Origin of the sequence: Nocardioides sp., from assembly GCF_036493135.1 — a bacterium.
GTDB lineage: Bacteria > Actinomycetota > Actinomycetes > Propionibacteriales > Nocardioidaceae > Nocardioides.
This window is the reverse complement of record NZ_DASXQG010000036.1, coordinates 1-18,606: the sequence shown is the minus strand read 5'-3', so window position 1 is coordinate 18,606 and position 18,606 is coordinate 1. Positions and strand designations below refer to the sequence as shown.

The following is an 18,606-nucleotide window of genomic DNA, read 5'->3' as shown; positions in this document are numbered from 1 at the left end:
CTACAACTGCCTCAAGCGCGAGGGCATCCACACCGTGGGTGAGCTCATCTCGCGCTCGGAGCAGGACCTGCTCGACATCCGCAACTTCGGCGCCAAGTCGATCGACGAGGTCAAGGCGAAGCTGCACGAGATGGGTCTGTCCCTCAAGGACAGCGCGCCCGGCTTCGACCCGCAGGCCGCCCTCGCGGCGTACGGCGACGACGAGGACGACGCGTTCATCGAGGATGAGTCCTACTGACCTCAGAGGCCGGCGAAGCCGGTCACTGAGGTAGGAGGGGAACGCCGCAGCGAGCGTGCTCGCAAGGCGGCCTGACATTGATCGAACGTTCCATCTACTCCGGTACCTGACACGGCCGGGGAGAATCGAGAGAGACCATGCCCAAGCCCAAGAAGGGTCCCCGCCTCGGCGGCAGCCCGTCGCACCAGCGGCTGATCGTGTCCAACCTGGCCACCCAGCTGTTCGAGCACGGCCGGATCACCACCACCGAGACCAAGGCGCGCGTCCTGCGCCCGGTCGCGGAGAAGCTGATCACCAAGGCCAAGCGCGGTGACCTGCACAACCGCCGTGAGGTGCTCAAGACCGTCCGTGACAAGTCGGTCGTGCACGAGCTGTTCACCGAGATCGCGCCGCGGTTCGCGGAGCGCCCGGGCGGCTACACCCGGATCACCAAGATCGGTCCCCGCAAGGGCGACAACGCCCCGATGGCCGTGATCGAGCTGGTGACCGAGGCCTACGAGCCGAAGGCCGCTCAGGCTGCCAAGAAGTCCGCGGCCAAGAAGTCGGCGGCGAAGAAGTCGACCGCCAAGAAGGCGGCGGAGCCGGTGACCGCCGAGGAGACCGTGACCGAGGAGACTCCAGCCGAGGAGACCGTGGGCGAGGAGACTCCAGCCGAGGAGACCGTGGGCGAGGAGACTCCCGCCGAGGAGAGCGTGGTCGACGAGACCGCGCCGGAGACCACCGACAAGGCCTGACCGGCCAGCGAAAACCCAGTCGTCCGCTTGACAGGCTGCTCTAGCAGCCGCTCAAGCGGACGACCCCATTTCGGGGCGCGACGTACCGACCTCGATCAGCCAGCAGACCAGGCAGGCCGCCACCATCGGGGTGATGTACTCGAGCCGGACGACCCACCACTGGCCGTGGTGGAACTCCCAGGACTGCCAGCCCCCGTTGTGCAGCTGCAGCATGAGGCGGGCCCCGGCCAGGGCGGGTGCGACGAGGACACCGAGCAGCCAGGCACGGCCGGAACGCCGCGCCAGGCCCCATGCGAGTGCGACCAGGGTGGGGACCAGCAGCGTCACCACCCACTCGAAGACCCGCAGGTTGGTCTGGGTGATGTGATCGCGCTCGTAGAAGAGCTTCTGGTAGGCGTACGGGATGCCCCAGCTCGCGATCCCGGCGAGCAGCGCGCAGAGGGCGCCGGCGATGCGCTGCGAGCCGATCCGGCCCCAGGCCAGCAGTACCAGACCCAGGAGTGCGAACGGCGAGACCTCGACCAGGAACCGCAGCAAGCCGAGGAGCCCGTCCGGCCAGTGCCCCGCGAGATGCGGGACGACCTGGATCATGATCTTGAAGTAGGCCAGGTAGCCCGCCACGACCACCGCCGCCACCAGGACGCACATCAGCAGAGGCTGCTCGCGTCGCGTGGGGGTCGTCGTCCCGAGCGTCGTCATGGCGGACAGTGTGCATCTCCCGGCCCCGGTGCGACAGGGTAGACGCCATGGCAGGAGTGCTGGTGGTCGGCGAGGCTCTGATCGACATCGTGCAGAGACCCGACGGTACGACCGTCGAGCACGTCGGGGGCAGCGCCGCGAACGTCGCGGTCGCGATGGCCCGCCTCGGCCGTCCGGTGCAGTTCCTGACGGCGTACGGCGACGACGAGCGCGGCGCCGCCCTGGCGCGCCACCTCAACCAGTCGGCCGTCGGGTTGGTCGGCGACCCGCACTCCCTCGTGCGCACCGCAACGGCCATGGCCTCGATCGCGCCGGACGGGGGCGCGTCGTACACCTTCGACATCGACTGGCGCCTGGGCGCGATACCCGACCTCTCGCCCGTGGTCGTGCACACCTGCTCGATCGGTGCCGTCCTGGAGCCCGGAGCTTCCGACGTACGCCGTCTGCTCGAGGCCCTGCGCCCCCACGCGACCGTCAGCTATGACGTCAACGCCCGGCCCGCCGTGACGGGATCCGGACCGGACGTGGTGCGCGCGGTCGAGGACGTGGTGGCGCTCGCGGACCTGGTGAAGGCTTCGGACGAGGACCTCGAGGCGCTGTACCCCGGCGAGCCCGCCGGTCAGGTGGTCGAACGCCTGATGGGGCTCGGGCCCGAGGCCGTCGTGGTCACCCGCGGCCGGCACGGGTCGGTGTGGTTCGGCCAGGGACTGCGGGCCGAGGTCCCCGCAGCCGAGGCCGAGGTCGCCGACACCATCGGCGCCGGCGACACCTTCGGCGCCGGCATCCTCGATGCCCTGTGGGACCTCGACGCACTCGGCGGCCGCCTCACCGGCCTCGAGACCCACGAGATCGAAGGCGTCCTGCGCCATGCGGCCCGCGCCGCGGCGGTCACCGTGTCGCGCCCCGGCGCCGATCCGCCGTACCGCCACGAGCTGCTCTGACCCCCATCCACCCAGGAGACCCGCGATGCCGAGCACTCAGTTCACCGTCCACACCAGCCTGTCGCCGAGCGACGTGATGACGATGTTCACCGACTTCGGCCCGGATCGGGCCAGCCGATGGCCGAACGTCGACGAGGCCCACTTCACCGTGCATGATCAGGGCCCCAACTGGGCGCAGGTCACCGAGGGCAACTCGCTGGGTTGGGAGCGTGAGCGGTACTCGTGGGACGCCACGGCCGGCACCGTCACGATCGACACCCTGGACTCGAACCTCTGGGCGCCGGGCAGCGGCTGGCGCTATCAGCTCACGGCTGCCGACGGAGGCACCGACGTGCGGGTCACGCTGACCCGCGTGGGGAAGTCGTTCCGGGGAAAGCTGGTCGGTGCCCTGATCCCGCTCGTCGGGGCGCGCACGCTCCGCAAGCAGTTCCAGTCGGTGCTACGGAAGGCGGAGGCTGCCTGACACCGCGCGCCGCCGAACGCCTCGTGGAAGGCCGTTGCGAGCCTCCTCAGAGGCTGCCGTCGGCGAGCATCCGGTCGAGGGCGGCGTACCCCTGCTGGACGCCGATCTCCATGCCGCTCTCGCGCAGCCACATGTCACGGTCCGCGAAGCTGTCGCACAGGGACTGCGCATGGAGGCGGGTGCGGCCGTCGCCGAGGTCCTCGAAGGTGAGTGTCTCGAGGGCCACGCCGTCCGGCATGCCCTCCCAGGTGAAGGTCTGAACGATCTTCTCCGGCGAGACGGTGTGGAAGCTGCCGCGGAAGAGCTGCGGGTCGTCGTTCCGATCGCCGGCGGAGTAACGCCATTTGCCGTTGTCCGTCGCGTCCCACTCCAGGATGGTGGCGGTCATCCCCTCCGGGCCGATCCAGCGCGCGAACAGCTCCGGGTCCGTGTGCGCGCGGAAGAGCTGCTCCGGCGTCCCCGTGAAGTCGCGCCAGATGTGGATCATCGGGACGGTCGGGTCGGCCTCGATGGCGGCCTCGTCGTAGCGGGTCGCGGTGTTGGGTGCGGTGCTCATGATGCGGTCCCCTCCTGTGGGAGCTCGGTCTCGGTCGTGTGGTCGTTCATCTCCGCCAGGACGGCGTCCAGGCGCTGGTAGCGCTCTTCCGCGCGTTTGCGGTACCGCTCGATCCACTTGGTCATCAGGTCGAACACCTCGGCTTCCAGGTGCACGGGACGTCGCTGGGCGTCGCGGCTGCGGGTGACCAGGCCGGCCTCCTCGAGCACCTTCAGGTGCTTGGAGACCGCCTGGATGCTCACGGCGTACGGCGCGGCCAGGTCGCCGACGGTCGCGTCACCGTCGGTCAGCCGGGCCACCATGTCGCGGCGGGTCGGGTCGGCCAGGGCGGCGAAGACCCGGGTGAGCTGGTCGGTCATCTCGCCCCTCTTTCCTCAACCATGCGGTTGAGTATGACTCTAGAGCCAGAACGAGAGCGTTGTCAACCGATCAGTTGAACAGGATGGATGGTCGGGGCACTGTCACAACGGCGCGATCGCGCAGTTATGACAGCTCTGGGACCGGATCTCCTGTCACAACCGCGCGATCGCGCCGATACGACAACCCCGCGACCTGCGCGACGAGATCGGTCAGCCGGCTGCGGCGTCGTTGGCGATGGCCTGGCGCAGGGCGCCGGTCAGGGTCGAGCGGAAGGCCGGCTTGCCATCGCCGTAGACCGCGATCACGTGGCGCAGGGTCGGGAAGGTGTTGGTGCCACGGGCCTGGGCGTAGACCGGCTCGACGTAGAGCACCTTGTTGTCCAAGGGGATGGTGAGCAGGTTGCCGAGCACCACCTTGGAGTTGCCGCGGAGCAGGGTCAGCGCACTGGCGATCTCGCTGTCGGACTCGATGTCGTTCTGGACTTGGGCAGGCGACTCGACGGACTGTCCGGCCGGGAAGTCGAGCAGCGTGAACTTGCCGTAGTCGGGGCCGGGCTGCGCGTTCACGGTCAGGAAGGCCGCCAGCTCGCGGTAGTTGAGGGTCACCATCGGCGAGGACAGGGCCCACGCCGCCGCGCCGTCGCCGGTCGGGGAGAGCGACATGTACGTCGACGGGAGGGTGGGCGAGGAGCCACGGGTGCCACCGCCGTTGAGGGTGTTCGTGGCCGCGATGGTCGGGTCGTTGGGGATCTTCCAGAAGTCGGCGCCGTTGTAGAAGTCGCTGGGGTCGGCCACGTGGTACTGGGTGAGCAGCAGGCGCTGCACGTCGAAGAGATCCTGCGGGTAGCGCAGGGTCTTCAGCAGCGCCGGCGGGATGCTCGACTCGGGCTGCACGAGGCCGGGGAACGCGCTCTCCCACGTCTGCAGCACCGGGTCGGGCTGGTTCTGCTGGTTCCAGGAGTAGAGCGTGACCTTGCCGCTGTAGGCGTCGACGACGGCCTTCACCGAGTTGTGCAGGTAGTTGACGTGGGTGTTCGGCTGGCTGGCGATGCCCGTCGCGTTCGTCAGTGAGTTCGCCGTCGCCTGGTGGAGGTTCACCCGCTCGGACTCGGGGTAGTTCGCGCTCGACGTGTAGCCGTCGACGACCCACTGCACTCGGCCGTCGACCAGGGCGGGGTAGACGTCGCCGTCGAGGTTCAGCCACGGCGCGACCTGCCCGACCCGGTGGCGCGGATCGCGCACCGTGAGCAGCTGCGAGGCGGAGTTGATGTCGTGGGAGAAGAAGATGTTCGGGTCGCCGAGCTTCACGGCGTACAGCAAGCGGGTCAGGCGCGAGCCGATCGGCACGCCGCCCTTGCCCTGGAACGTGCTGTGAACTCCGGCCGACCCGCCGTTGGTGCTCGGGTGGTCGAACTCGACGTTCTTGGAGCTGCCCGGGGGTTCGCCCACGATGGAGTACGACGGCGAGTGCTGGCCGAAGTAGATCTGCGGCACGTCGACCGGGATCTGGTTCACCGCGGGCAGGTAGCCGTTGATGAAGATCGGGGTGCCGTTCTTCTCGTCCATCCGGTCGGTGGGCGCCGCCACCACGCCGTACCCATGGGTGTAGATGAGGTGGTTGTTCGACCACGAGCTGCGCGGGATCCCGGAGAGGTTGAGCTCGCGTGCCGCGATCGCGACGTCCTGGTCGCGCTGTGCGAGGGGGTAGTGCCCGATGTCCAACGGCGTCTTGAACTGGTAGAACGCCTGGATCTCCTGCCTGACGTTGAAGGTCGGCGTCAGCTTGTTGGGGTCGAGCAGCCGGATCTGCGCCGCGCGCAAGGCACGCGCCACCGACGTGGTCGAGGGTGTCCCGGGAGCGCCGTACTGCTGCGTCGTCACGTCCTTGTCGAGCCCGAAGGCCTTCAGCGTCGCCGCCTGGTTGCGCGCGATCAGGGGGCGGTCGACGGTGGAGGCGCTCGGCTGCTCACGGAAGCGGTAGACGATCGAGGGCAGGAAGGTGCCGAGCACGAGAGCAGCGACGAGCATGCCGCCGATCGCGACGGCGATCCAGCGCAGGCGACGCAGCCACGCGTTGGCGAAGAGCAGCAGCGCAAGCACGACCGCGATGCCTACGAGGATCGTCAGCCCGGGCAGCACCGCGTGCGAGTCGGTGTAGGACAACCCGGTCACCGGACCGCGGTTCGACGTGGTGAGGGAGTAGCGGCCGAGCCAGTACGACGCGGCCTTGAACAGCAGGTAGAAGCCGAGCAGGACCGAGACCTGAGCCTTGAGCGCCGGCGTCATCTTGCGCCCGTGGCCACGGATCCGCAGCGCGCCGTAGAGGTACGCCGCCACCAGGGTGACGACCAATGCGGTGACCACGATCGAGGAGAGGTAGCCGACGACGGCCTTGTGGAACGGCAGCACCGACACGAAGTAGGAGATGTCGCGGTGGAACTGCGGGTCGGTCTGGTGGAACGGCTGGGCGTGCCGCCACATCAGGTAGGCCTGCCAGCGGTGGGCCGCGCTGGTGCCGACGCGGATCCCGCAGTAGAGCGCCACGACAGCGATCAGCCAGATCCGGAAGCGCTTCTCGAAGCGGAGGTAGCCGTGCCGCCACTTCTGTCGGGTCGGGTCGGGACGGAACCGTGGTCTCTGGCGGATCACGAGCACCAGTGCCGCGGCGATGGCCAGCGCGGCCAGGACCCCGAAGACGGTGAAGAGCAGGATCTGGGCGCCGAGGATGGTGCCGTAGACCGAGCCGGCTTCGACCGAGCGGAACCAGAGCACGTTGGTGCGGATGTTCACGAAGGCCATGAAGGCCTCGTAGATCGCGTAGAGCGCGATCATTGCGACGAGGAGCCGGATGCCGAGCCGCTTCAACCGGGAGGTGCGGACCGAAGAGAACCGGTCCTGGGAGGCCGCTGGCACGGGACCGAACACTACCAACGGGCTGGTCGCGAACCCGCTTCCGCACAGGCGTTGCGGATGCGCCCGTGGCGCGGCTCACAACGCCCGCGCCCAGGCACGTCGTACGGCGTCAGACCGGCGTCGGTGTGGGCTCTAGCCAGGCATGCACCAACGGGACGACGGACGCGCCCTCGCCGCTGGCGCTGGCGACCCGTTTCATCGAGCCGGACCGGATGTCACCGACGGCGAAGATGCCGGGCACGGTGGTCTCGAGGTTCTCCGGCGGCAGCCCGTCGCGCCAGGCCGGCGACGGGACGTCGCGCCCGGTGAGCACGAAGCCGTTCGGGTCGTGGGCGACCTCGGGCGGCAGCCAGTCGCAGTGCGCGATGGCTCCGAGGAGGAGGAACAGCCCGCCGGTCTCGCGCCGGGTGCGCTCGCCGGTCGACGTGTCCTCGACCTCGATCCACTCCAGCCGGCCCTCGCCGCCGCCGTCGACCACGCAGCGGCAGCCCTCGACCGTGATGCGCGGGTTGAACGCGATCTCACCGATCAGGTACGCCGACATGGTCGCGGTCAGGTCGGGCCGCCGGACCAGGATGGTGACGCTGCGGGCGAAGCGGGAGAGGTGGATCGCGGCCTGGCCGGCGGAGTTCCCGCCGCCGACGACGCACACGTCGAGGCCCTCCATCTCGCGGGCGGCCGTCATTGCCGCGCCGTAGTTCACGCCGCTGCCGACCATCCGGTCGATCGTCTCGACCCCGAGCTTGCGGTAGGTGACGCCGGAGGCGATCACGGCGGCGCGGGCGCGGACGTCGCCGCCCTCGGTGCACACGACGAACGGTTCGCCCAGCCCGCCGATCTCGAGACGGGTCACCGGCCAGCCGGTGAAGAACTGGGTCCCGAACCGGATCGCCTGGTTGCGCGCGCGCTGCGCCAGGCGCATCCCGGAGATGCCGCGCGGGAAGCCGAGGTAGTTGCGGATCATCGAGCTCGTACCGGCCTGGCCGCCGATCGCCTCGGACTCGATGGTGACCGTCGTCAGGCCCTCGGAGGCGCCGTACACGGACGCGGCGAGGCCGGCCGGGCCGGCGCCGACGATGACCAGGTCGGCGATGCGGTCGACCTCGATCTGGTCGGGGCGGCCGTAGATCGACACGGCGACGTCGCGCACCGACGCGGCCTCGTAGGGCTCGCCGTCCCAGCGCTCGACGACCGGGTAGTGCGGGTTCTCCTTGCCGAGCCGACCCAGGACCTCGCGGCCGATCCCGCTCTCGGGATCGTGCACGAGAGCGGGTACGCCGATCCGGTCGAGGTAGTCACGGACCGCGAGGGTCGCGCCGTCGTTGGACGGCGAGACGATCCGGAGGGTCTCGACCACCGGAGCGGCCACCGTCGACCCCCAGTCGGACAGGATCTCGCAGACCGCCGTGTGGAACTCCTCGTCGCGTGCGCCGCGCGGCATCAGCAGGTAAGCGTCGTACTTCCCCTTGGCGAGGGCGGGTCGGAGTGCCTCGGCGTCCGCGCGGAACCGGCTCCAGTGGGCCGCGATGAGGCGGCGGGCGGTCGGAACGTAGGTGCGCATGCGCTGGAACATGGCGAGCACGTCGTCGTCGGGCAGGACCGACTCAGAGACGGCCAGCGCGAGCTGACGGCCTTCACCGAACAGGTTCTTGACGGTGGCCTTGGCCTCGGCGGCGCTGCGGACCGCACGCACGTCGTAGTCGCGGGCGTAGCGGCCGAACTCGTCGAGCAGGAGTTCGGAGTTCTCTTCTGAGACCAGCAAGATGGCAGGGCGGTCGTCCACGTCTTCGTCGGTCGAGCTTGTCGGAACCACGCCGAAAGCCTAGGCGGCATCGGCCTAGAGTGCTCGGCGTGCGGCTGCGGATCGACCTCGCCTACGACGGCAGCGCGTTCCACGGATGGGCCGCGCAGCCGGGGCTGCGCACGGTTCAGGGCGACCTGGAGGCGGCCCTGGGCACGGTGCTGCGGGTGCCGACGGTCTCGACCGTGTGCGCCGGCCGGACCGACACCGGCGTGCATGCGCGGGGTCAGGTGGTCCATGTGGACGTCGAAGCGATTCCTGATCTCGCGCTGCTGGCGCGCCGGCTCAACGGCGTGCTGTCAGCGGACCTCCGGGTACGCCGCGTGGTCATCGCCCCGGACGGGTTCGACGCTCGGTTCTCCCCCCTGTGGCGCCGCTACGCGTATCGGGTCTGCGACGGCGTGCCCGACCCGCTCACCCGCGGGCACGTCCTCAGCTGGCCGCGGCTGCTCGACGTCGACGCGATGAACCAGGCTTCGGCCGCGCTGCTCGGGCTCCGCGACTTCGCGGCCTTCTGCAAGCAACGCGAGGGCGCGACGACGATCCGCACGTTGCTGGCGCTGTTCTGGGTCCGCGAGGGAGACCTCCTGACCGGCACCGTCCGGGCAGATGCGTTCTGCCACCACATGGTCCGGTCGCTCGTGGGCTGTCTGCTGGCCGTGGGGGAGGGTCGTCGTCCGGTCGGATGGCCGGCCGAGGTTCTCGCCGCTGCCGTCCGCGACCCGGCCGTCACCGTCGTACCACCGCACGGGCTGACCCTGGAGGAGGTCGGCTATCCACCCGACGCCGAGCTGGCCGCGCGCAGGGACGAGGCGCGGACCAAGCGGGAGCCGGCGTGACCGACCACTACTTCTCCGCAGATCCGTCGGTCCCGTTCGCACGCGAACCCTTCAGCTGCGAGATGTGGGGACAGCGCCTCGAGCTGGTCAGCGGGTCGGGCGTGTACAGCCGGGGCCGGCTCGACATCGGAACGTCGGTCCTCTTCCGCGAGACCGAGCCGCCCGGGCCGGGGCGGGTCCTCGATCTCGGCACCGGGTACGGCGCGATCGGCCTGGCTGTCGCCGCGGCGTGGCGAGCCGACGGCGTACCCGCGGAGGCCGGGTCGGTGACCGGCGTCGAGGTGAACGCGCGTGCTGTGCTCCTCGCCAACGAGAACGCCGAGAGGCTCGGGCTGGCCGACCGGTTCCGCGCCTGCGCCCCCGAGGAGGCGCCGGCCGGCACGGCGTACGACGAGATCTGGTCGAACCCGCCGATCCGCATCGGCAAGCAGGCGCTGCACCAGCTGCTGCTGCACTGGTTCGCACGGCTCGGGCGGGACGGCCGGGCGGTGATGGTCGTGGGCAAGAATCTCGGCGGCGACTCCCTCCAGGCCTGGCTGACCACGCAGGGCTACCCGACCGACCGGCTGGCCAGCGCCAAGGGGTTCCGGGTGCTGGAGTCGCGGCGAGCGGCAGACACCTCCGCATGACCCACCGACCTCAGGTCGCCGAACTGCCGATCACTCGACACCTGACATCCGCTGGATCCGAGAGGATGGCGGGCAGGTCAATGCGTTCCCCCGGGCATGACAACGCCCGCCTGTGGGGGGGTCCAGGGCGGGCGTTGACAACGAGGTCGAAGCCCGCAGGAGTCTCGGGTCCCCCGCGGGCTTCGCTGTCTCCATAGTGCTTCGAAAGGCTTGCGAGACCCTGAGGCGGAACTCAACAGAGGCTGTGAGTGCCTGACCGGACCGGCCTGACCTGGTGTGCGACCGGCGCCGACGTACCGGTCCACATACGCGGTAGCCGCGGGCCGGAGAAGCGTGGTGACAACCGGGGTGGCCGCCTGCGCGTCAGACGGGTATCGATCGGGTCACGGGAGACGATCGGTGCTTGCTCGACCTCACCCCGGCCGTTTGACTGCCGGAACCGGGTCAACGCAAGGGTCACGACGCCCGGTGCTGGACGGCCCGTCACGGTGGAGGAACACATGCAGCACGTCGCCCAGGAAGGGGCACAGCGGACCGGTGGTCTGTCCGTTCGGTGCCAGGGTCTGGTGCATCTGTACAAGACCTTTGAGGGACACGACGTGGTCGCGCTGCAGGGTGTCGACCTCACCGTCGACGCGGGCGAGCGGGTGGCGTTCCTGGGGCCCAGTGGCTCCGGCAAGTCGACGCTCTTGACGCTCTTCGGCGGGATCCAGAAGCCCAGCGCCGGAAAGATCTTCCTGGGCGACGAGGAGATCTCGCGGATGAGCGAGCGCCAGCTGACCCGGGTCCGCGCCTCCCGGGTCAGCACCATGCTCCAGGGCGCCACCCGCAACCTCCTCCACTACGCCACGGCCAGACAGAACCTCCGCTTCAGCCGGTCGGCGAGCAGCGACCCCGATCGCACCCTCGGTGACGCCGAGCTCCTCCGCCGCGTTGGCCTCGAGAAGCACGGCGACCAGGTCGTCTCGTCGATGTCGGGTGGAGAGCGGCAGCGGCTGGCGCTCGCGTGCAGCGTCACCACCGCGCCGCAGCTGCTGCTCGCCGACGAGCCGACCAGCCAGCTCAGTCACGAGGACCGCGACCACATGCTCGACCTGATCCACGGGCTCGGCAACGACTTCGGCACCACGATCCTGGTCGTCACCCACCAGCCCGAAGTCGCGGGCACGTTCCCGCGCACGGTGACGATGCGAGGTGGCCGCGTCGGCATGGAGGGTCGCGCCGGAGCCGAGTATGTCGTGGTCGGCGCCGAGGGTGTCGTGCACCTGCCCGCCCACATCGCCCGCGACTGGCCGGCGGGCACGCTGGTGCGGATCGAGCCCGAGCCCGACGACCGGCTGCTCCTCAGCCGCGGCGACCACGACAGCGACGAGGAGGAGCTCCGATGACGGCCGTGGGTCGACACGCGTTCACGCCCGAACGTGACGCCATCTCGGCGCAGGGCGACCTCGGTCTCGAGGACGTCTCGTTCAACGTCGGCGGCCGCTGGGCATTGGAGCGCGTCACGCTCGAGCTCCGTCCGGGCGAGGTCACCGCGCTCTCCGGTCCGTCCGGGTCGGGCAAGACCACGATGCTCTCGATCGCGGGCGGCATCGTGAAGCCGACGACCGGCTTCTCGACGTACGGCGGGCGGCACATGTGGCAGGGCGACGGCGACCCGCGCCACGAGGTCGCGTTCGTGCTGCAGGTCTACGGCCTGGTCCCGATCCTCTCCGCCCGGGAGAACGTCGCGATCGCGCTGCGCGCCCGCGGCGTCCGCCCGGACGAGTCCGACGAGCGCGCCGACGAGGAGCTCACCCGTTTCCACATCGGCGACCTGGGCGACCGGCAGGTCGAGGAGCTGTCGGGTGGACAGATGCAGCGCGTCGCGTGCGCCCGCGCCTTTGCCGTCTCGCCCGAGATCCTGCTCGCCGACGAGCCGACCAGCGAGCTCGACGAGGGCAACCGCGAGCACGTGATGGACCAGCTCCGGGCCGAGGCGGCGCGTGGGGCGATCGTCGTCGTCGCGACCCACGACCCCGCGGTGGTCGAGGGCTCCGACCGCACGCTGGTGCTCGACGAGGGCCGGCTGGTCCCCGCCGAGGACTCGGCGTACGCGGGCGGGCGGTAGGCCGGCGTGCTCCTCCGCGGGATCCGCGCTCACCTCCTCCCGTCGCTGGCGACGCTCGCGCTGGCGTTCGTCGTCTCGGCGGGAGCCGTCGGTGTGGTCGGTGCGTCGCGCGTCGGCCAGACACCCGGGGCGGTGGCCGCGATGCTCGCTCTGTACGGCGCGGTGGCCCTGGCGGAGCAGTCCGCACGGACCGTCGTCGACCGCAGCCACGACGTCGCGCTGGCCCGGCTCCGCGGTCTCACCGGGGCCCGCCTGGTGACCTTCGCCGCCGGCCCGTTGCTGGCCGTGAGCCTGGTCGGGATCACGCTCGGGTCGGTGGTCGGCGTCCGGTTCGCGGGCCGGATCGCCGACGGCTGGGGAATCGACTACAGCCTGGGCACCCGCGAGGTCGTGGTCGCTGTCGCCATCCTGATCGGTGCCTGGGTCACCATCGCGCTGGTCGCCGCCGCCGTGATCAGGCGGCCGCTCCTCGAGGCGCTGTCGGTGAGCCCCCGGCGGCACCCCACCTCGTGGATCACGACGTTCCTCGAGCTGTTCGTGGTCGTGGCGGCGTGCCTGGCCCTCTACGAGGCACACCGCAGCGAGGCGAGCTGGGTACCCACCATCGCCCCCGCCCTCGTCGCGCTGGGTGCGGGACAGCTGGTGATGTGGGTGCTCGCGCTGACCCCACGCCTCGGCAGCCGCCTCGGCCTCTCGCTGACCAGCCGGCGGCTGCGACGCGACCCCGACCCCGGCTCGGTGGTGCGCGTCCTGGTCGCCGCGACCGTTCTCCTGGCGGTCACCCTGACCGGAGCCCGGGCGGCCGCCCAGTGGCGCGACGATGCCGGACGTCTCCGCGCGGGCGGACCGATCGCGGTGCCGTTCAAGGCCGGCGCGCTCCGGGCGTACGCCGCCGCGCACGACGCCGACCCGCGTGGCCGGTGGCTGATGGCGGCGGTCGCCGTCGACGAGCTCTCGCCCGCCGACCGTCGGGTGTTCGTCGACTCCCACCGCTGGAACGCGGTGGTCGGCGACTTCGTCACCAGCACCAGCGTGGCCGGGGCCGGTGACCACATGGCGGCGCTCGCCGACCAGCCGGGCCCGATGATGATGCGCGCCGACTCGCTCGAGGTCGACGTCACCTCGATCCGGGCGGGCACGACCGGCATCGTCGCCGTCACCTTCCTCAGCGACGAGGGCTTCCCGCGTACTGCGCGCGTCCACGTCACCCATCCCGGCACGACCACCGGCGCCCTCGGACACTGCGCCGTCGGATGCTCGGTGATCTCGGTCGACCTCAGGGGCGCCGCCTTCGACCTCGACCAGGTGTCGGCCGGCGGCACCCAGCTCCTCGGCAGTACGTCGTATCCCGGTGGGCACACGCAGCACGCCCTGGTCGTCGGCCAGGAAGGCGAGCCGCAGGCCGCGCTGACCACGCCCGACCTGAGGCCCGCGGCCACCCTCGACGGCATCGACGGGACCACCCACCAGATCCGCGTCCTCGGCTCCGTGGGCGCCGTCCCGTTCGTCGGTCGTGCCGGGTCTCTGCTCGACCTGGGCCACGTGCTGCGGGGTGCGATCGGCACCGTCGCCAGCGCCAGCGCGGTGGTCGTGGCGCGCGCTGACACACCGGCCTCGGTGCTCGCGCAGCTGCACAAGGACGGCGGCGGCACGCCCGCGACATACGCCGCGGTCGCGGACCGGCTCGACCACACCCCGCAGGCGCGGGCGGACTCGCTCGCGCTCCTGGTCGCGATCGGGGCCGCCCTGGTCGCGCTGACCCACCTGCTCGCCTGGCTGGCCGGCCAGGTCGGCCGGCGTCGCGCCGAGGTCGCGGGGCTGCGGGCGGCCGGCATCCGTCCACGCAGGGTCCGCAGGGCGTACGTCGTGGAGGCGTCGATCCTGGCCGCGGTGGTCCTCGTCGCCGCCGCCATCGCGGCCGTCGCCACCACGGTGCCGCTGCTCGAGCCGATGAGCCTGGTAGGCGGCTGGGCGGAGGCGCCGATCCTGCGCCTGGAGATCCGTCCGCTGACGCTCGCGACCGTCGTCATCGGGGTCGCCGCGGTGACCGCGCTGCTGTGCGCGCTCGTGTTCACCCGCTTCGGCCGGGGCGCGCGCCCGGCCGCCCTGCGATCGGCCGACCAATGACCCGGTTCCGGTGGCTCCTGGCCACGAGCCTGCGCGGTCTCAGGGCCCGCTGGGTGCTCAGTGCGGGCTCGCTGCTGCTGACCCTGATCGCGATCGGCTCGGCGGTCGTCGGGCCGAGCTACCAGGAGAACGCCGCCAACTCGTTCGTGATCGCCCAGCTCCGAGCGCAGCCGTCGATCAACACCGGCCTGACCTACGACTACCACCCGGACCGTGGCGAGAACATCGACGCGGCGACGGTCACTGCTCTTCAGGAGACCACCCGTGAGTCCGGCGCCGCGTATCTCCCCGGTCACGCGATCGTCTGGCAGCCGCTGCCCGAGGTGCAGCTGAACAGTGCCAGCGGGGCTCCCTCTGTGCCGCGGATGGTCTCCGTGCCGGGGGCCTGCGACCACGTGAACCTCGAGGGCCGTTGCCCGACCAACCCGGACGAGATCGCCATGCTGCGGGTCGACGCGCTGAACAACAAGCTGAAGGTCGGCGACTCGTTCAACCCGTACGGCGACGCCGCACCGTTGCACGTGGTCGGCATCTACACCGCTGGCGACCGCCCGGCCGACGACGCGTTCTGGGGCGGCAGCAGACGGTTGGAGTCGACGCCCGGCCTGTCCACACCCATCAAGACCGTGCCGGCGTTTCCCGGACCCTGGATCACGACGCAGGCGGGGATCGAGGCGCGGCACCGGCCGTGGTACGTGACGGTCGATCAGCCACTCGCCACACCTCCGGACATGACGTCGGAAGATCTCGGGGCCGCCGCGGCACGCGTGAAGGCGCTCAGCCGAGCCGACCAGCACGGCGAACTGCTCGGCGGGTTGAGCCTCGAGGTCGGCAACCAGCTGCCCAGCACGGCCTCGCAGCTGATCGACCGGCGCGGTGTCACGCGCTCCACCGTGGAGCCGGCGGTCCTGTCGCTGATCCTGGTGGCGCTCGTCCTGCTCTCGCGACTGCTGGCGGCGTCGATGACGCTGCGCCGGGGCGAGCTGGCCCTCGCCTCTCTGCGCGGTTACAGCCGCCGCCAGCTGTGGTTCCTCGGCATGACGGAGCCGCTGGTGATCCTGGCCGCCGCCACGCCGCTCGGCATCGTGCTCGGCTATCTCGCCTCGCGCATCCTTGCCCGGCGCTGGCTGGTGCCCGACCTGCCGGTCCCGTTCATCCTGGCCAGCGCTCTCAGCGCGCTCGGGGTCGTCCTGGTGACGGCCGTCGTGGCCGCGGTCGTGGTGCGCGACGCGGTCAGCGAGCCGCTCAGCGCACAGATCGCCGGCGTACGCCGTCCCACCAAGGCCGGCCGCGCCGTCGTCGTGCTGCGGCTGGCGCTGGTGGCCCTGGCCGCAGCCGCCCTCGTCACCGCCGCGAGCCGCAGCCATCCGCAGAAGCCCGACGCCACCGATCTGTTCCTGCCGATCCTGCTGGCGGTCGCCGCGGGTCTGCTCGTCGGCCTGCTGGTGCTCGGGCTCGCCGGGCTGTGGGTGCGGTGGTCGAGGCGGCGCCGCGCCATCTCGTCGTACGTCGCGTCGCGGACGGTGCGCCGTCGGCACGAGGGGACGTTGGTGATCCTCCCGGTCACTGCGGCCCTCACCGTGGCGGTGTTCGCGGTCGGCGTCTCGCTCGCGGCCTCGACCTGGCGGGCCAGCGCGGCCGCGACCCAGGTGGGCGCACCGCTGTCCTACTCGACCAACCTCTCGATGTCGCGGGCCGTCGGCCTCACTCACGAGATCGACCCCCGCGGCCGCTGGCTGATGGCGGCGGGTCAGGACTTTCCCGATGCCGACGAGGTCAGCTCCCTCCCGACGCCGCGGGTCGTCGTGGACGCGACCCGGCTGGCGCGTGTGGCGTCGTGGCCGGCGCAGTGGACGCCCGGCAGCAGCGTGGCCGACGTGGCCCGTGCGATCGGACCGCGGCGGCCGCCCGTGGTCTTCCACGGATCCTCGCTGTCGCTGACGGTCGACAACCAGGTGCACGGTGACTACGCCCGATTCGGTGTGGCGGTGACCGTGCTGGACGACAACGGCGTGCTGCGCGACGTCAACGTCGGTCCCTTCAAGCCGGGCCGGTCGACGAAGACCGCGAAGCTGGGTGCCTGCCAGACCCGCTGCCAGGTGGAGAAGATCAGCTTCGGCGGGCCGTCCGCGCTGGTCGAGGCCATGCACGGTACTGCCACGATCGAGTCGTTCACGGTGGACGGGAACCAGGTGCCCGGCACCCTCGACACCCCATGGCGGCCGCAGGCGTCGCTGATCAACACCGCCACCGCGGTCAAGAAGGTCGTGCTCCACAACGGCGCACTGACGATGACCTTCCGGGCGGGCGGCCCCGAGTCCTACGCCGGCATCAGTCCGACCGACGTACCCGCCGTCGCCCCGGTGCTCTGGGGAAGGCTGGTCACCGAGGAGCGGCAGCTCCCGACCGGGGTGTCGGGCCTGTTCAAGGTGGCGCCGGCCGGGGCGCCCGCAGAGTCGATGCCCTTGCGGGGACCCTCCGGGATCCTGATCGACTTCACCGCGTTCGTCCGCAACGCCTCCCAGGACAGCAGCACGACACTGGTGTACATCTGGGCGCGCGCCGACACCCCGAAGCCCGTGCTCGACGCGCTGGCCGCGAACGGCCTGTCCGACGCGACCAGCGAGGTCGGGACCAAGCACGTGCTCGACCAGGACGCCTTCGCCCTCGCGCTGCGGCTGTACGTCGTCGTCACCGCGCTGGTCATCCTGCTCGCGCTGGCGGGTCTCGCCGCGAACCTCGCCGTACAGCTCCCGGCCCGCCGCCGCGACGCGGCCTCGCTGCGGGTCGTCGGCGTGAAACGCCGGTCGGTGATGGTCGGCGTCGTGGCCGAGTTCGTGGTCGTGCTCGGCGCCGCGGCGCTGGCCGGCGTCGCCGCCGGCGGCGTCGCGCAGTACGTCGTGGTCCGCACCGTGACTCTGGGCTTCGTCGACTCGTCGCTGGTGCCCCGCGTCGTCCCGTCGTTCGACATCGGCTCCGCCGTCGCGCTCAGCGCGCTGGTGCTCGTCGGGCTGGTCGTCGCGGCGTCGGCCTTCGCGTTCCTGACCGTTCGCGGCGCCCGCACGTCGTCCCTGCGGGAGAACGCCCGCTGATCCTCCTCGAAACGGAGGTGCGTACGCCGGTCGCCTCACCGAGAATGACTTCTCGTGGGTCACGTGGATGTCGCCGGAGTGCACTTCGAGCTGCCGGACGGTCGGGTGCTGCTCGACGACGTCTCGTTCCGGGTCGGCGACGGCGCGAAGGTGGCGTTGGTCGGCGCGAACGGCGCCGGGAAGACCACGCTGCTGCGCATCATCACCGGCGAGCTCCTGCCGCAGACCGGCGTGATCACCCGCACCGGCGGGCTCGGGGTGATGCGCCAGATGGTCGGGCTCGGACTCGGCGACGACCCGACGGTCGCCGACCTCCTGCTGTCGGTGTCGCCGCCCCGCGTGCGCGAGGCCACGGCCGAGGTCGAGCAGTGCGAGCTCGCGCTGATGCAGACCGACGACGAGAAGAACCAGATGCGGTACGCCGAGGCGCTCGCCGAGTACGCCGACGCCGGCGGCTACGACCTCGAGGTGATCTGGGACGTGTGCACCGTGCGCGGGCTCGGCGTCCCCTACGACCGCGCCAAGTACCGCGCGCTGCGCACGCTCTCGGGCGGTGAGCAGAAGAGGCTCGTGCTCGAGTACCTCCTCGCCGGCCCCGACGAGGTGCTGCTGCTCGATGAGCCCGACAACTTCCTCGACGTCCCCGGCAAGGTCTGGCTGGAGCAGCGCATCAGCGAGTCGGACAAGACGATCCTGTTCATCAGCCACGACCGCGAGCTGCTGAACAACACCGCGACGCGGATCGTCACCGTCGAGCTCGGCGCCGCCGGCAACCTGGTGTGGACCCACCCCGGTGGCTTCGCGTCGTACCACGAGGCGCGGCGCGACCGGTTCGCCCGGCTCGAGGAGATGCGCCGACGCTGGGACGAGGAGCACGCCAAGATCAAGGCGCTGGTGCTCCGGCTCAAGATCAAGGCGGAGTACAACGACGGCATGGCCTCGCAGTACAAGGCCGCCCAGACCCGGCTCCGGAAGTTCGAGGAAGCCGGTCCGCCGATCGAGCAGCCGCGCGAGCAGCAGGTGTCGATGCGGTTGAAGGGTGGCCGCACGGGCAAGCGTGCCGTGGTCTGCGAGAGCCTCGAGCTGACCGGGCTGATGCATCCGT

Annotated in this window: 16 protein-coding genes; 11 read left to right on the top strand and 5 right to left on the bottom strand. The window is 71.0% G+C overall.

From position 1 onward, the window contains the following. Together VGJ24_RS05865 and rplQ are read left to right on the top strand one after the other, a co-directional pair. The coding region (locus tag VGJ24_RS05865; RefSeq protein WP_331499569.1) for a DNA-directed RNA polymerase subunit alpha C-terminal domain-containing protein at nucleotides 1-238 on the top strand (238 nt) is incomplete at its 5' end. 137 nt (nucleotides 239-375) lie between these two features. Continuing rightward, the gene (gene rplQ / locus VGJ24_RS05860; protein ID WP_331499568.1) at nucleotides 376-972 is read left to right on the top strand and encodes a 50S ribosomal protein L17; all 597 of its coding nucleotides are present in this window, start codon (nucleotides 376-378) and stop codon (nucleotides 970-972) included. Between the two features lie 51 nt (nucleotides 973-1,023). On the opposite strand, the gene VGJ24_RS05855 is transcribed toward rplQ, so the two are convergent. Further along, complete coding sequence (locus tag VGJ24_RS05855; RefSeq protein ID WP_331499567.1) at nucleotides 1,024-1,671, bottom strand: hypothetical protein; 648 nt, start codon at nucleotides 1,669-1,671, stop codon at nucleotides 1,024-1,026. Nucleotides 1,672-1,718: 47 nt separating this feature from the next. Here VGJ24_RS05855 and VGJ24_RS05850 point away from each other — a divergent pair, with 47 nt between their 5' ends. Together VGJ24_RS05850 and VGJ24_RS05845 are read left to right on the top strand one after the other, a co-directional pair. Next, nucleotides 1,719-2,612 carry a carbohydrate kinase gene (locus VGJ24_RS05850; RefSeq protein ID WP_331499566.1) on the top strand — a complete coding sequence of 298 codons (894 nt, stop codon included), beginning with the start codon at nucleotides 1,719-1,721 and terminating at the stop codon, nucleotides 2,610-2,612. 25 nt (nucleotides 2,613-2,637) lie between these two features. Next, on the top strand, nucleotides 2,638-3,075 hold the full coding sequence (locus VGJ24_RS05845; RefSeq protein ID WP_331499565.1) for a hypothetical protein: 438 nt from the start codon (nucleotides 2,638-2,640) through the stop codon (nucleotides 3,073-3,075). Between the two features lie 46 nt (nucleotides 3,076-3,121). Here the strand turns inward: VGJ24_RS05845 and VGJ24_RS05840 are convergent, their stop codons facing one another. The 4 genes from VGJ24_RS05840 to VGJ24_RS05825 all read right to left on the bottom strand — a co-directional run bounded on the left by VGJ24_RS05840 (nucleotide 3,122) and on the right by VGJ24_RS05825 (nucleotide 8,716). Continuing rightward, complete coding sequence (locus tag VGJ24_RS05840) at nucleotides 3,122-3,631, bottom strand: SRPBCC domain-containing protein (RefSeq protein WP_331499564.1); 510 nt, start codon at nucleotides 3,629-3,631, stop codon at nucleotides 3,122-3,124. Continuing rightward, complete coding sequence (locus VGJ24_RS05835; RefSeq protein WP_331499563.1) at nucleotides 3,628-3,990, bottom strand: metalloregulator ArsR/SmtB family transcription factor; 363 nt, start codon at nucleotides 3,988-3,990, stop codon at nucleotides 3,628-3,630. The genes VGJ24_RS05840 and VGJ24_RS05835 overlap by 4 nt, the downstream gene beginning before the upstream one ends. A 210-nt stretch (nucleotides 3,991-4,200) precedes the next feature. Further along, a complete protein-coding gene (locus VGJ24_RS05830; protein WP_331499562.1) occupies nucleotides 4,201-6,903 on the bottom strand; it encodes a UPF0182 family protein in 2,703 nt (900 codons plus the stop codon). Nucleotides 6,904-7,012: 109 nt separating this feature from the next. Next, nucleotides 7,013-8,716, bottom strand: a complete 1,704-nt coding sequence (locus VGJ24_RS05825) for an FAD-dependent oxidoreductase (RefSeq protein ID WP_331499561.1) — start codon at nucleotides 8,714-8,716, stop codon at nucleotides 7,013-7,015. A 38-nt stretch (nucleotides 8,717-8,754) separates the two neighbouring features. Here VGJ24_RS05825 and truA point away from each other — a divergent pair, with 38 nt between their 5' ends. The 7 genes from truA to VGJ24_RS05790 all read left to right on the top strand — a co-directional run. Then, nucleotides 8,755-9,543: a tRNA pseudouridine(38-40) synthase TruA gene (truA, locus tag VGJ24_RS05820; protein WP_331499560.1), complete on the top strand. Its 789-nt coding sequence runs from the start codon at nucleotides 8,755-8,757 to the stop codon at nucleotides 9,541-9,543. Beyond that, nucleotides 9,540-10,172, top strand: a complete 633-nt coding sequence (locus tag VGJ24_RS05815) for a class I SAM-dependent methyltransferase (protein ID WP_331499559.1) — start codon at nucleotides 9,540-9,542, stop codon at nucleotides 10,170-10,172. The genes truA and VGJ24_RS05815 overlap by 4 nt, the downstream gene beginning before the upstream one ends. A gap of 599 nt (nucleotides 10,173-10,771) precedes the next feature. Beyond that, nucleotides 10,772-11,560, top strand: a complete 789-nt coding sequence (locus tag VGJ24_RS05810; protein ID WP_331499558.1) for an ABC transporter ATP-binding protein — start codon at nucleotides 10,772-10,774, stop codon at nucleotides 11,558-11,560. Next, nucleotides 11,557-12,282: an ABC transporter ATP-binding protein gene (locus VGJ24_RS05805; protein WP_331499557.1), complete on the top strand. Its 726-nt coding sequence runs from the start codon at nucleotides 11,557-11,559 to the stop codon at nucleotides 12,280-12,282. The genes VGJ24_RS05810 and VGJ24_RS05805 overlap by 4 nt, the downstream gene beginning before the upstream one ends. A 6-nt stretch (nucleotides 12,283-12,288) precedes the next feature. Continuing rightward, the gene (locus VGJ24_RS05800; protein ID WP_331499556.1) at nucleotides 12,289-14,409 is read left to right on the top strand and encodes a hypothetical protein; all 2,121 of its coding nucleotides are present in this window, start codon (nucleotides 12,289-12,291) and stop codon (nucleotides 14,407-14,409) included. Further along, nucleotides 14,406-17,501, top strand: coding sequence for an ABC transporter permease (locus VGJ24_RS05795; RefSeq protein ID WP_331499555.1), 3,096 nt, complete (start codon nucleotides 14,406-14,408; stop codon nucleotides 17,499-17,501). The genes VGJ24_RS05800 and VGJ24_RS05795 overlap by 4 nt, the downstream gene beginning before the upstream one ends. Before the next feature lie 54 nt (nucleotides 17,502-17,555). Continuing rightward, the coding region (locus VGJ24_RS05790; protein ID WP_331499554.1) for an ATP-binding cassette domain-containing protein at nucleotides 17,556-18,606 on the top strand (1,051 nt) is incomplete at its 3' end.

Bases quoted from the DNA above. Each gene is read 5' to 3' on its own strand.
- rplQ (WP_331499568.1), top strand. From the start codon at position 376: ATGCCCAAGCCCAAGAAGGGTCCCCGCCTCGGCGGCAGCCCGTCGCAC.
- VGJ24_RS05840 (WP_331499564.1), bottom strand. From the start codon at position 3,631: ATGAGCACCGCACCCAACACCGCGACCCGCTACGACGAGGCCGCCATC.
- VGJ24_RS05850 (WP_331499566.1), top strand. From the start codon at position 1,719: ATGGCAGGAGTGCTGGTGGTCGGCGAGGCTCTGATCGACATCGTGCAG.
- VGJ24_RS05805 (WP_331499557.1), top strand. From the start codon at position 11,557: ATGACGGCCGTGGGTCGACACGCGTTCACGCCCGAACGTGACGCCATC.
- VGJ24_RS05855 (WP_331499567.1), bottom strand. From the start codon at position 1,671: ATGACGACGCTCGGGACGACGACCCCCACGCGACGCGAGCAGCCTCTG.
- VGJ24_RS05795 (WP_331499555.1), top strand. From the start codon at position 14,406: ATGACCCGGTTCCGGTGGCTCCTGGCCACGAGCCTGCGCGGTCTCAGG.
- VGJ24_RS05835 (WP_331499563.1), bottom strand. From the start codon at position 3,990: ATGACCGACCAGCTCACCCGGGTCTTCGCCGCCCTGGCCGACCCGACC.
- VGJ24_RS05845 (WP_331499565.1), top strand. From the start codon at position 2,638: ATGCCGAGCACTCAGTTCACCGTCCACACCAGCCTGTCGCCGAGCGAC.